Annotated in this window: 12 protein-coding genes; 4 read left to right on the top strand and 8 right to left on the bottom strand. The window is 69.7% G+C overall.

Annotation, left to right across the window (positions count from 1 at the left end; genetic code table 11):
• Window positions 1-72: 72 nt before the first annotated feature.
• From ACH4YP_RS13230 to ACH4YP_RS13240, 3 genes are read right to left on the bottom strand one after another with little or no spacing between them, the layout of a single operon-like run.
• Window positions 73-1,134: a rhamnogalacturonan acetylesterase gene (locus ACH4YP_RS13230; RefSeq protein ID WP_398490613.1), complete on the bottom strand. Its 1,062-nt coding sequence runs from the start codon at window positions 1,132-1,134 to the stop codon at window positions 73-75.
• Window positions 1,135-1,183: 49 nt separating this feature from the next.
• Window positions 1,184-2,596, bottom strand: a complete 1,413-nt coding sequence (locus ACH4YP_RS13235) for an RICIN domain-containing protein (RefSeq protein ID WP_398490614.1) — start codon at window positions 2,594-2,596, stop codon at window positions 1,184-1,186.
• Window position 2,597: 1 nt separating this feature from the next.
• Window positions 2,598-3,695 (bottom strand): family 43 glycosylhydrolase, encoded by a 1,098-nt coding sequence (locus ACH4YP_RS13240; protein WP_398490615.1) that lies wholly within the window; start codon window positions 3,693-3,695, stop codon window positions 2,598-2,600.
• 248 nt (window positions 3,696-3,943) lie between these two features.
• Here ACH4YP_RS13240 and ACH4YP_RS13245 point away from each other — a divergent pair, with 248 nt between their 5' ends.
• From ACH4YP_RS13245 to thrS, 3 genes are all read left to right on the top strand, one after another.
• Entirely contained in the window at window positions 3,944-6,007 is a 2,064-nt protein-coding gene (locus tag ACH4YP_RS13245) for an autotransporter (protein ID WP_398490822.1), read from the top strand.
• Window positions 6,008-6,029: 22 nt separating this feature from the next.
• The gene (locus ACH4YP_RS13250; protein WP_361066260.1) at window positions 6,030-6,251 is read left to right on the top strand and encodes a hypothetical protein; all 222 of its coding nucleotides are present in this window, start codon (window positions 6,030-6,032) and stop codon (window positions 6,249-6,251) included.
• A 293-nt stretch (window positions 6,252-6,544) separates the two neighbouring features.
• Window positions 6,545-7,810 (top strand): threonine--tRNA ligase, encoded by a 1,266-nt coding sequence (thrS, locus tag ACH4YP_RS13255; RefSeq protein ID WP_398490616.1) that lies wholly within the window; start codon window positions 6,545-6,547, stop codon window positions 7,808-7,810.
• Window positions 7,811-7,824: 14 nt separating this feature from the next.
• Here thrS and ACH4YP_RS13260 read toward each other — a convergent pair whose 3' ends face one another.
• Window positions 7,825-8,913, bottom strand: coding sequence for a sensor histidine kinase (locus tag ACH4YP_RS13260; RefSeq protein ID WP_398490617.1), 1,089 nt, complete (start codon window positions 8,911-8,913; stop codon window positions 7,825-7,827).
• Between the two features lie 10 nt (window positions 8,914-8,923).
• Window positions 8,924-9,679 carry a response regulator transcription factor gene (locus tag ACH4YP_RS13265; protein WP_398490618.1) on the bottom strand — a complete coding sequence of 252 codons (756 nt, stop codon included), beginning with the start codon at window positions 9,677-9,679 and terminating at the stop codon, window positions 8,924-8,926.
• Between the two features lie 176 nt (window positions 9,680-9,855).
• Here ACH4YP_RS13265 and ACH4YP_RS13270 point away from each other — a divergent pair, with 176 nt between their 5' ends.
• Entirely contained in the window at window positions 9,856-11,019 is a 1,164-nt protein-coding gene (locus ACH4YP_RS13270; RefSeq protein WP_398490619.1) for an endonuclease/exonuclease/phosphatase family protein, read from the top strand.
• Between the two features lie 28 nt (window positions 11,020-11,047).
• Here the strand turns inward: ACH4YP_RS13270 and ACH4YP_RS13275 are convergent, their stop codons facing one another.
• From ACH4YP_RS13275 to ACH4YP_RS13285, 3 genes are all read right to left on the bottom strand, one after another.
• Complete coding sequence (locus ACH4YP_RS13275) at window positions 11,048-11,182, bottom strand: hypothetical protein (RefSeq protein WP_398490620.1); 135 nt, start codon at window positions 11,180-11,182, stop codon at window positions 11,048-11,050.
• Window positions 11,179-11,520, bottom strand: a complete 342-nt coding sequence (locus ACH4YP_RS13280; RefSeq protein WP_361066244.1) for a hypothetical protein — start codon at window positions 11,518-11,520, stop codon at window positions 11,179-11,181. Before ACH4YP_RS13280 ends, ACH4YP_RS13275 begins: the two co-directional genes overlap by 4 nt.
• 174 nt (window positions 11,521-11,694) lie before the next feature.
• Window positions 11,695-12,675: an SDR family NAD(P)-dependent oxidoreductase gene (locus ACH4YP_RS13285; RefSeq protein WP_398490621.1), complete on the bottom strand. Its 981-nt coding sequence runs from the start codon at window positions 12,673-12,675 to the stop codon at window positions 11,695-11,697.
• Window positions 12,676-12,746 lie beyond the last annotated feature (71 nt).

Consider the following 12,746-nt stretch of genomic DNA (forward strand, 5'->3'; position numbering starts at 1 on the left):
CTGTCTCGCTCGGGTGGAACGGGTGGTACCTGGGACGCCCCGGTTCCGGACGGGACGCCCCAGGGGTCCAGCTCACCTCACCAGGCGCTCGGGCACCAGGTGTTGGGCAAGGAGTTCGTCGCGGACGAGTTCCGCGTAGGCCGTCGCGCCGTGCGCGGAGGTGTGGGTGTTGTCCCTCTTCTCGTTGTAGAGGTAGAGCGCCTTGGAGCCCTCGACGCCCAGCGACTCGACCAGGGCCTTTGTCCTGGCCGTGAGGTCGATGAGGGGTACGTCGTGGGCGGCGGCGACCGAGCGGGTGACGGCCGGGTGGTCGACGCCGAGGCCGTTCACCAGCAGGGCCGTGCCGTTGTTGAGAGTGCCGTCGCTGTTGAACCAGCGGCGGACGATGGGAGTGACCAGAACCGGACGGCCGCCCTCTTCCCGTACGCCCGCGACCAGTGTTTCGAGGTTCGCGCGGTACGTCGCCTCGTCGGTCTGCTTGTCGTTGTGGGCGAGCTGGATCAGGACGAGGTCGCCCCTGCGGATCAGCGGCTGGACGGTCGCGAAGAGCCGCGGGTCGGCGAGGTAGGTGACCGTACTCTCCCCGGAATCACCGTAGTTGGCGACCGAGACGCCCTTGCGGAGGTACCGCGGGAGTTGCTGTCCCCAGCCGGAGTAGGGGTCGCCCGGCTGATCGCAGACCGTCGAGTCGCCGACGAGGAAGATCCGGCGGGTGTGCCGGGCGGCGGCCGGAGTGACCCGGATGTCGGCGAGCGCGGGCGCCGAACCGCCGACGACCAGGTCGAGACCCGGCGTGCCCTCGGCCCCGGTGGGCTCGCCCTCGGGCGTGCGGACGTTCACGGTGAAGCTGCGGGTCACCGGCTCGCCCGCCCCGGTGGGCATCTCGGCCAGCAGGGTGCGCCGCGTCTCACCGGTGATGCCGGTGCTCGCCGCCGTGTCACCGCCGAGCCGGACGCGTACGTCGTACGTGCCGGGCGCGACGTCGAAGTGGCATGCCGTCGCGGTGCAGTTCTCCATCCCCAGCCCCTTCCCCGCGCCCTTCCCCATGCCACGGTCGTGTGCCTGGGCCCGGACGGCGGACAGGGCCGTGGCGATGGTCAGCGTGGCCAGCAGGGTGATCGCCGTGCGTCTCAACGCGACTCCTCAAGTCCCTGAATCAAGTACCCCAAGTCCCTCAAGTGCCTCAAGTCCCTCGGGTCCACTGCTGGTTGGTCGCCCCGTTGCACGTGTACGTGATGATCGCGGCGGAGTCGGCGGTGGACGCGCCGTTCACGTCCAGGCACTCGCCACTCGCGCGGGACGTGATGGTCACGTAGGAGCCGCTGGTGGTGAGCGACCACTGCTGGTTGGTCGCGGAGGAGCTGCAGTTCTCCTGGGTGACGGTGTCGGCGTTCTCCTGTACGCACAGGGAGCTGCCCCGCACGTTCAGCTGGTAGTAGCCGCTGCCCAGGGACTTGAACCAGTACTTCTGGTTGTTGCCGCCGTTGCAGGTGTACTGCTTGATCTGGGCGCCCGCCCACTGGGACTGGCTGGTCACGTCGGCGCACTTGGAGGAGTTGCGGGCGATGAGCGTGTTGTACGTGGCGCTCGTGCCGGTGACCGTCCCGGCGGTGGTGTCGACGGTGACCTCCGGGGACCAGGACATGGACATCGTGGTCGAGCTCGGGAACGTCAACGGCAGCCACACGTAACGGGAGTCGTTGACCGTGCCGCCGAACGAGTTGCCCCAGCGGTCGCCCATGTCGAGGTACGAGGTGCCCGAACTCCCCTGCACGGGAAGGACGTACGCGGTCTGCGAGCCGTAGGTCGTCGAGTCGCCGACGTTCGTCATGGCCGTCCACGGGCCCGCGATCGAGGTCGCCGTGGCGTACTGCTGCTGGTTGGGGTTCCAGCCCGTCGCGCCCGAAGTCAGCATGAAGTAGACGCCGTTGCGCTTGAAGAGCGCCGGGGCCTCACGGTGGCCGCCGTGCCAGGGGTCGGCGACCAGGCTCGCGATACCCGTGTAGTCGGCGGTCAGGCGGTAGATCTGGAGGTCGTAGTTCTCGCGGGCCGCCGAGATCATGTAGCCGGCGCCGTCGGTGTCCACGAACACCGTGATGTCACGGGACATGTGCGTGCCGAGCGGCCGGAAGCTGCCCTGCCAGGTGTAGTCGCCGTCCACGGTGTCCGACACGGCGACCGCCGCGCGGGCCTCGCCGTAGTCGACGCCGTTCTCCTTGTGCATCCACATCACGAACTTGCCGGTGGACGCGTTGTACATGACCTTCGGCCGCTCGATGTTCGCGGTCGCCAGTTCCGGATCGCTCGCCTCGGTGAGGACGTGGTTGCGGAACTCCCAGTTCTTCAGGTCGGAGGAGCGGTAGGCGTCCACGTACCGGAAGGTGTTGTCGGAGTTCCGGTTCTCCCCGAACCAGTAGTAGTACGAGCCGACCTTGATGACCCCGCCGCCGTGTGCGTGCAGCGGGTTGCCGCCGGTGTCGGTGAACTGCGTGCCGTTGGTGACGGTCTGGGGTGCCGCCTGGGCCGGACCGGCCGTGGCGAGTGCGCCGGCCAGCGCCAGACAGAGGGCCAGGAGTACCGCGTACGCACGTCTCATCTCAGACACTCTCCTTCGAGGTGTCGGCCACGGGGATGCCGAAGTCGGGGGTGCCGTCGGGCTTCCAGCCGAGCCGTTGAATGCGGGTGTGCCGGTTGGGGTCGTTCAGCGGGTCGCCGACGATGTCCCTGTACTGGCGGGCGTGGTAGACGAGGACGTCGGTGCGGCCGTCCTCGGCGACGGTGAAGCTGTTGTGGCCCGGGCCGTACTGCCTGGTGGTGTCGTTGCTGGTGAAGACGGGCGTGGGCGACTTGGACCAGTTGGCCGGGTCCATGAGGTCGCTGTCGGCGTCGGCGGTCAGCAGGCCCATGCAGTAGTTGAAGTCGGTGGCGCTCGCCGAGTACGACATGAAGACGCGGCCGTTGCGCTTGATGACCGACGGGCCCTCGTTGACCTTGTAGCCGATCACCTCCCAGGGCAACTCCGGTGTGGTGAGGCGGACCTGAGGTCCCGTCAGGGTCAGCGGATCGGCCATCTCGGACAGCCAGACGGCGGTGTTGTTGTCCATGCCGGGCTCGTGCTGCGCCCAGGCGAGATAGCGGGTGCCCCGGTGGGTGAAGGTGGTGGCGTCGAGGGAGAAGGTCTCCCAGGCCGTCTTCAACTGGCCCTTCTCGACCCACTCACCGCGGAAGGGATCGCGGCTCGCGTTCTCCAGCACCCAGATGCGGATGGCCCAGATGTCGTTCGCGGGCGCGGCGGCGAAGTAGACGTACCACTTGCCGTCGATGTGGTGGATCTCCGGCGCCCAGATGTGCGCGCCCATGTCGCCGCTCGCGTGCTTCGTCCAGATCACGGACTCGGCGGCCCTGGTCAGCCCGCGCAGGGTCCGGGAGCGGCGCAGGATGATCCGGTCGTACTCGGGGGCCGTGGCCGTGAAGTAGTAGTGGCCGTCCCTGTGCCGGTGGATGTGCGGGTCGGCGCGGTTGCGGACGAGCGGGTTGACGTACCGGCCGCCGGGTCCGGTCCCGTCGGCGGCTTCGGCGGTGACGGCTTCGGCGACCCCGGGCACGGCCGTGAGAGCGCCCGCGGCCAGGGTGCCCTTCAGGAGGAGTCTGCGGCCGGGGACTTCGGGCGGGCCGACGTCGTCATTGCGGCTCATGCGTGTGTCCCTCCACGCTCATGTTCACAATTTCGAACAACATCTGACATTAAGAAACGCCGAAACCGTAAGGGCGCGTTCCGGGGAGGTCAACGGATCGGGAGCGATCCGAGGAGCGAAACTTTTGCGACCGAAGTTTCTGTTATCGGCCCCGGGCCACGCCCGTCTCCACGGATGTGAACAAGAACATCCGCGTACGGGCGGCGGGAGTCGGCGGAGCGCTCGCCGTCGTCGTCGCGACAGGAGTCATGGCACCGGGCGCGGTCGCGGCGCCCGTTGGGGCGAAGGACGTCACGGCCGCGGTGCTCGCCGACCGGGACGTGACGCTGAGCGGCGACACCGTGGTGAACGTGCCGCCCGGGGAGACCACGTACGACGGGGTGTTCCGGGGCGAGGGCACGCTCACCGTGCGCGGCTCCGGCACCCTGGTCCTCACCAAGGACAGCGACTTCACCCTGCCCAAGTCACGGCAGCGCCAGCGGGTCGCCACCCAAGGCGGCAACCACCCCTACACCACCGTGAGCGACCCGGACCCGCCCGCGATCACCGTCGAGCGAGGGGCGACCCTCCAGTACGGAACGGGCGGCGGCACGGGTCTGATCGGACACTTCCCGTACAACACCCCGGGCTACCAGCTGAACCAGCTCAACGTCAGGGTCGACGGAACGCTGCGCCTGTCGCTCGTACGGACCTTCAACCTCGGCACGATCAGCGGTTCGGGGCTGGTGAGCCAACCGCGGTTCATGTGGGGCAAGCTCGACATCGCGGGCACGCACCCGTTCACCGGGGTGATCGACAACGGCACGCAGATGGACGCGGGCAAGTCCGAGTACCCGGTGTCCCTGCCGAACGCCCGCGCCATCCTCAACCAGGGCACCTGGACCGTCGACACCCCGCTCGGCCGGACGGTCACCCTGCGGCAGAACTTCTACCAGCGGGAGTACGGCAGCGACATCAACGTCCAGTCGCGGCCCGGCAGCAAGGTCGTACTCACCGGCCAGTACAGCTGGTCGAACCAGGGCGGGGACACCAACCCCTCGCTCAGCGACCCGGGGCTCAACTGGCGGCCCGCTGCGAAGAACGTCAACAAGCGCGGCACCAACATCAAGGGCGCCGACGTCCAGTGGGGCGACGGGACCACGAACAAGATCTTCATGCCGGGTACGGCCGAGACCGTCTACATCAACCTGCTTGCCGCCAGGTCCCGTTCACTGCTCACCTTCGACTACAACGGGCCGGTGACGCTCGGCGCCCCCATCGGCGGCGGCCGGTTCCACGACACGCTGTCCGCGCCCGGCGCCGGGGACGTCGTCGTCAAGGGGACGAAAGGCAACGACGTCACGTTCGCCGCCGTTCAGCACTACAACGGCTCCACGACCGTCCAGAAGGGAGCGGTACTGCGGCTGGGCAGCGGAAAGGCGGGCGGCGACGGCGGGCTGTACACCGAGGGTGACCTCTACAAGGTTGTGAACGACGGCTCGCTGGTGGTCCGCAACACCTCCAAGCCGCTGGCCCTGTCCCGGATCAGCGGCAGCGGGTCGCTCACACAGTCGGGTGCGGCGACGACCACGCTGACAGGCGCGGCGGTGACGTACACCGGTACGACGACCGTCACGAAGGGCACGCTCGCGCTCGACGGTACGGGCCTGGCCCGCAGCAGGGCGATCCGCCTCACGGGGTCCGACGCGCGGCTCGACGTCCGCAAGGCACCCGGCACGGCCCTGAACCTGACCACCTCCCTGTCCGGCAGGGGCAGGGTCGTAGGCTCGGTGACGAGTACGGGCAAGGTCTCGGGCGGGGTGACTGTGACCGGGGACTACACGCAGCGCTCGGGCGGTCAACTCGGCGTAGGGGGCGAGGCGTTGAAGGTCGGCGGCAAGGTGACACTGGCGGGGAAGCTGGACGCCCGCTCGGGTTCGGAGACAAAGACGGAGACCAAGGCCGAGACGGTCAAGCTGATCGACCACGCGGGCAAGGCGAAGACGACCGGCACGTTCACCGGGTTGAAGGAAGGCGCCGCGGTCGAGGTCGACAAGGCCAAGTACCGGATCAGCTACCGGGGCGGTGACGGCAACGACGTCGTCCTGACCGCCGCCGCGACCGAGAGCCCGTCCGCGACCGCCCGAGCCGCCGCCGCGGAGTCGTCCGCACCGAAGGCCGCGCGTACGCAGAACGCGGCCGACGAGAGCTTCATACCTCGCGCCTGGTGGCTGGTCGCCGCCGCGCTCGGACTGCTGGTCACGCTGATGATCCCGGTGACCAGGCGTCGGCGGGGTCGCGGGAGGGGCGGGCGGCACGGTTCCACTCGATGACGCGCGGCGTGACAATGGGCAAGTGACGAACGAAGAAGAGCGCAGCAACGAGACCGTAGGCATCGCGTTGGCACTGGGCATCGCCGTGGGAATGTCCATGGGTGTCGTGCTCGGGCTGCTCGTGTTCGACAACCTGGCGCTCGGCCTCGGCCTCGGCCTGTGCGTGGGCGTCGGGTTCGGCATCGCGACCGGATCCGGTCTCGCCCGGAAACAGCCGCCCGAGGACTCGCAGAACGACTCCTGACCGGACCGATGGCAGAAATCGGCACGGCAGCCGAGCGGGCCGGGCGAGGTCCGCAGGCCGGGCGAGGTCCGCGGGGCGGGCCAAAATCGGGCCGGGGAAAAACCCCGCGCGGACTTCACCATCCCCTTGCTACCGTCCCCGTCATGAAGCGCGCCCATATGACGACGACGCCGGAGAATGTCCCGGCGCGCTGACTCATGAGCCAGTCCGAAGCCCCGGGGCGAGTGCCCCGGGGCTTCGGCGTACCCGGTCACTCGCCCGGACACCTTCCCGTCCGCGAGGAGACCGCCACCATGAACGACAACGACACCGACAGCAGCCACGAGCCCGGTGACCGCCACGACCATCGCAGGCTCGGCCGTGAGCTGGACCTGTTCGACACCGACCCGCTGATCGGCGCGGGGCTGCCGTACTGGCTGCCCGACGGCGCGACCGTACGGCACACCCTGGAGGAGTACATCCGCGGCGAGGAGCGGCGGGCCGGCTACCGGCACGTGTACTCGCCGGTGCTCGGCAAGCGGGAGCTGTACGAGATCTCAGGGCACTGGTCGCACTACAGCGAGGACATGTTCCCGCCGATGGAACTGGGCTCGGAGCAGGTCGTGCTGCGACCGAGCCTGTGTCCCCACCACGCGGTGATCTACCGCTCCCGCCCCCACAGCTACCGCGAACTCCCGCTCAGAATGGCGGAGTTGGGCGGCATGTACCGCTCCGAGCTGTCCGGCGTACTCGGCGGTCTCACCCGCGTACGCGCGATCCAGCTCAACGACGCGCACATCTTCTGCACCCTGGACCAGGTGGCCGACGAGGCGGGGGCGGCCCTGGCGATGATCCGCCGGGCGTACGAGGCGCTCGGGATCGACCCGGTCCGGTACCGGCTGTCCCTGCCCGGCCCCGGCGGCAAGTACGTCGCCGCGCCCGAGCTGTGGCGGCGGTCCACCGCGCTGCTGACCGAGGTGCTGGACCGCTCGGGGCTGCCGTACGAGGCGGCCGAGGGCGAGGCCGCGTTCTACGGTCCGAAGATCGACGTCCAGGTCGCCGACGGCGCGGGCCGTGAGTCCACCCTCTCCACCGTGCAGGTCGACTTCCACCAGCCCGAACGGTTCGGCCTGCACTACATCGGCGCGGACGGCGGCAAGCACCGGCCGGTGATGGTCCACCGCAGCATCATCGGCAGCGTGGAACGTGCCGTGGCGCACCTCGTCGAGCAGCACGGCGGCGCCTTCCCGCCCTGGCTCGCCCCGACCCAGCTGGTGATCCTGCCGATCTCGGACGCGGAGCTCCCGAACGCCGCCTCCCTCACCGCCCGCTGTGCCGAACGGGGCCTGCGGGCCGAGATCGCCGGACCGGAGAGCGGCAGCCTGGGCGCCCGCATTCGCGGGTCCCGTCTGGTCCCGTACCAGGCGGTGATCGGTGCGAAGGAGGCCGTGGACGACCGGGTGGCGCTCCGGCTGCGCGACGGCCGCCGCCTCGAACCGCGACCGGCCGAGGAGGTCGTCGACCGGGTCGCGTCACTGACCGGGGCCCACAGCACCGAACTGTGGGACGGCTCGGCCTGAACAGGGCCTTTTGGTCAGCCCGCGCCGGAGGTCGCGGCCGCTAGTTCCACCGTGACGCGGATCCCGCCGTCGGGGCGCGGGGTGAGGGTGAGCGTTCCGTCGTGTGCCTGGGTGATGGTCTTGACGATTGCCAGGCCGAGGCCGACGCCCGCGTGGTCGGTGTGTACGCGTTCGGTGCCGCGCTGGAACCGTTCGGTGAGTGTGGAGGCCTGCTGTGGGGTGAGCTTCTCGCCGGTGTTCTCGACCGTGAGCACCACGGTGTCGGGGCGGGCGCTGGTCTCGACCAGCACCGTGCCCTGTTCGGGCAGGTTGTGGACGATCGCGTTGTGCACGAGGTTCGTGGTCAGCTGCAGCAGGAGCGCGTGCGATCCGAGGGTGGGGGTGACGTCGCCGGAGGTCTCGACGGTGACGCCCCGCTTCTCGGCGAGGGGCAGGAGCGTTTCGGTGGCTTCTTCCGCCAGGAGGGACAGGTCGACCTGTCCCCGGGTGAAGGACCGCTGGTCGGCGTGGCTGAGCAGGAGCAGTGCTTCGGTGAGGTCGATCGCCCGGGTGTTGACGGCGTGGAGGCGGTCGATGACTTCACCGGCGTCCTGGTCCGGATCGGCGCGGGCCACGTCGAGCAGCGCCTTCGAGACCGCCAGCGGGGTGCGCAGTTCGTGGGATGCGTTGGCCGCGAATCTCTGCTGTTCGGCGACGTGCGCTTCGAGCCGGGCGAGCATCGCGTCGAAGGCGTCGGCGAGTTCACGGAACTCGTCCCTGCGACCCGGCAGCCGGATCCGGTGGGAGAGCGATCCGTTCGTGGCGGTGCGGGTGGCGTCCGTGATGCGGGTCAGCGGGGCGAGCATGCGGCCGGCGAGGATCCACCCTCCCACGAGGCCGAACACCAGCAGGAACGCCAGTACCGCGGCCGCCCGCGGAGCGAAGACGTCCAGGAGGACGGACCGGATGGGGAAGACACCGTCGGGCCTGTCGTCGGGGTTCGTGAGCATCGCCCGATCGGGGACGTAACGCAGGAGGAACACCCACACCGCCCCGAGCAACAGGACACCGGCGATCATGAGGAATCCGGCGTAGCTGAGGGTGAGTTTGAGGCGAACGCTCACCCCGGGCCGCCTACCCACGGTCTCCTCCCCCGCGTCCGGCCTCTTGTTGTGAGTCGACGGGTTGCGCGTCGATGGGTTGCGTGTCGATGGGTTGCGTGTCGATCGGTTGTGCGTCGATGCGGTAGCCGACGCCCGGCACGGTGGCGATGATCCAGGGTTCGCCGAGACGCTTGCGCAGGGCGGAGACGGTGATGCGTACGGCGTTGGTGAACGGGTCGGCGTTCTCGTCCCAGGCGCGTTCAAGGAGTTCTTCGGCGCTGACGGCACCGCCCTCGGCGGCCACGAGGACTTCCAGCACGGCGAACTGCTTGCGGGTCAGCGCGACGTAGCGGTCGTCGCGGTAGACCTCTCTGCGGAACGGGTCGAGGCGCAGACCCGCGATCTCCAGTACGGGCGGCCTGTTGTGGGCGCGTCTGCGGTCGAGTGCCCTGAGCCTGAGCGCGAGTTCCCGGAGCTCGAAGGGTTTCGTGAGGTAGTCGTCGGCGCCGAGTTCGAACCCGGAGGCCTTGTCGTCGAGCCGGTCGGCGGCGGTGAGCATGAGGATCGGCATGCCGCTGCCGGAGGCGACGATGCGTTTGGCGATCTCGTCACCGGAGGGGCCCGGGATGTCGCGGTCGAGGACGGCGATGTCGTACGTGTTGATGCCCAGCAGTTCCAGAGCGGTGTCGCCGTCACCCGCGAGGTCGGCGGCGATCGCTTCCAGGCGCAGACCGTCGCGGATGGCTTCCGCCAGAAAGGGCTCGTCCTCGACGATCAGCACACGCATACGCTCGATGCTACGAGCCGACGCATATCGCCGACATATCGAAAACCGCATACGGGCCGGCAACACCACGCCACCTTGACTGGGGGCATGTCCCGCAGCGAACCAGCACGAACAGGAGCCGGCCGTGGCCGTCCCCGCACCCGACTCCAGCCCGACCCACCGGGAGCCTCCACGCGATGACGACCACTCCCCAGCAGGACACTCAGGAACCCGTGGACCCCGTGGCCGCCGTGGCCGCCGACGCGCGGGACACGGCTGCCGAGGCCGGACAGGACGGCGCCGGCCGACGGCGTGACGACCCCTGGGGTGACGGCTCCGTTGCCTGGCGCGCGGGCATCCGCCGGGCGATCCGCGCCGGCGCCCGGCCCGAGCCCTGGAAGCGCGGCCCGGTGCTCGCGACGCTCGCGCTGCTCCTCGGCCTGCTCATGCTGCTGCACGCGCGGATCCCGGACGGGTTCAAGAACGTCGGCAGCCTGGTGGAGACGTTCCTGCCGTGGTTCGGCCTGTTCGTCCCGGTGCTGCTGGCCGGGGCGCTGTGGCGTCGCTCCGCCTCCGCGGTGGTCGCGCTGCTGCTGCCGGTCACGGTGTGGCTCAGCCTCTTCGGCGGGCTGCTCAGTGACAAGTCCCACCCGGGCGGCGACCTCACCGTGGTCAGCCACAACGTCGGCGCCGGCAACCCCGACCCGGCCGGCACCGCCCGCGACCTGGCCGCCTCCGGGGCGGACGTGCTTGCCCTTGAGGAGCTGAGCGGGCAGGCCAGGGGCGCGTACGAGAAGGGGCTGGCGAAGGCGTACCCGTACCACGCGGTGAAGGGCACGGTCGGGCTGTGGAGCAGGCTGCCGCTTTCGGACACCCGGACGGTCGACGTCGCGATGCTGGGCATGGCCGGGCCGCTGGCGGAGAACCTGTCGGCCGAGGAGAAGGCGGCCACGCCCCGGGCGCTGCGCACCACGGTGGCCACGGACCGGGGGCCGCTCGCGGTGTATGTGGCCCACCTGGGCTCCGTACGCGTCAATCCCAGGGCGGGCCTGTCGACGGGCCAGCGGGACGACGGCGCGCAGAAGCTCGGCGAGGCGATCGCGGCCGAGCGCAACGAGCGGGTGGTGCTGCTCGGCGACCTGAACGGCACGACGGACGACCGCGCGTTCGCCGGCCTCACCTCGGAGCTGCGCTCGGCCCAGGAGACGGCCGGGGACGGCTTCGGCTTCAGCTGGCCGGCGGGGTTCCCAGTCGTACGGATCGACCAGATCCTGGTCCGCGGTGTGGAGGCGCGGAGCTCGTGGGTACTGCCGGCCACCGGCAGCGACCACCTGCCGGTGGCGGCCGGCATCAGCTGGTGAACACGACACCGCGCACGGGCAGGCGCTGTCAGCGCTCGCAGAACTCGGTCCCGACGGCCGCGTCCTCCAGTCGCTGCTCGCCCCGGTCGCCGTTGCGGTTCATGGTCATGACGCGCCGGCCGTCCGCCGAGGAGAGCGTCCGGGTCGCGGAGCCGGGGATCATGCCGCCGTGGCCCTTGTCGCCGTCGGCGTGGACCGCGTCGAGCAACTGCCGCTGCTGGGCGGGCGGATGACTAGACGCTCGACCGCCTGCACATAGGTGCCGCCAGTGGCCTTCTCGACGACCATGCCGGCGACGACGTAGTTGGAGTCGGAGTGGTCCCACCTGCCGGGCCTACCGGGCCTGCTTCCCTGCTCCGGCTGGAGGTTGGGCGGGTGGGCGAGCGCGATGTCCACCACTTGTTCCGGGGACCACCTGTTGTGGCGGTTCCGGTCGAACTCGTCCCCCGCGTACAGGGCGCGGAAGCCGTCGTCGTCTGACGGACGAGCAGTGGGTGGCACTGGAGCCGTTGTTGCCGAAGGCACGAAAGCGGGGTGGCCTCCTGTCCGGCCTCGGCGGCAGTTGATCGGCGACATACGGTTCCGGGTCCGGACGGGTGTTCCGTATGCCGCGCCCACCAACATGCGGCCGGGACCTGCAAGCAGGGAGACCTTGCCCCCCGAGGGTCTCTGGACTCAGGCGGGGTTGCGCAGCAGGTCGGTCGAGACGGCCCACAGTTCCTTGGCCGCTGTGGGGTCGAGCGCCCACTCTTTAACGGCATGGGGGTTCTCAGTAGGGTCGGCGTCGTTGGGTACGGTTTGCGCCTCTTGGGCGTCGTCGAGATAGTGCCCGCCCGTGTTCGCGAACTCCGGTGCCACCGCGGCGACCAAAGTCGTGGCCGCGCCCTGCTGCACGGTCTTGTACGTGAAGACCCCGGCAGCTTCGTGCTGGGCGAACTGGTCGTGCAGCTCCTGCGGGAAGTGCCGCTGGAGTCCGGTGGCGATCCCTCCGGGGTTGACGGCGTTGGCGGTGATTCCGTCGTCGGCCCAGCGGCGGGTGGCTTCGCGTGCGAACAGGATGACGGCCGTCTTGGACTGTCCGTAGGCGATCATCGGGTCGTAGGCCCGGCGACGGAAGTGGATGTCGTCGAAGTCCACCGGCGAGAACATGTGCCCGGCGGAGCTGAGCGCCACGATGCGCGAGTCGCCCCGCTCGGCGGCACCGGCGGCGAGGGCGTCATGCAGTCCCAGCGCCAGGGCGAAGTGGCCGAGGTGATTTGTGGCGAACTGCAGTTCCCAGCCCTCCGCGGTGCGCAGCTCCGGAGTGGCCATGATGCCCGCGTTGTTGATCAGCAGATGGAGGGGGCCGCTCCAGCCCTCGACGAAACGACTGACCGTGCTCTGGTCGGCGAGGTCGAGGTGCGCGACGTGGATGCCGGCGTTACCGGTCGTCGCGGTCAGGTCCTGTGCGACCCGAGCTCCGGCATCCAGGTCGCGGACCGCCAAGGTGACGTCGGCTCCGGCGCGGGCCAGCGAACGGGCGGTCTCGACACCGATGCCCGAGGCGGCGCCGGTAACGATGACGCGGGTGCCGGAGAGGTCGATGCCCTCCGCCACCTCGTCCGCACTGCTCTGCGCGCTGAACGATGTGGTGATCAAGGATGAGGCGGTCGGCATGAGGTACCTCCATGATGTAACAAACTAGTCGGTTACTTTCTCCGCCGACAGTAGACGCATCCCTGGCCTTC

It is taken from the genome of Streptomyces sp. NPDC020747 (assembly GCF_044334695.1).
Classification (GTDB): Bacteria; Actinomycetota; Actinomycetes; order Streptomycetales; family Streptomycetaceae; genus Streptomyces.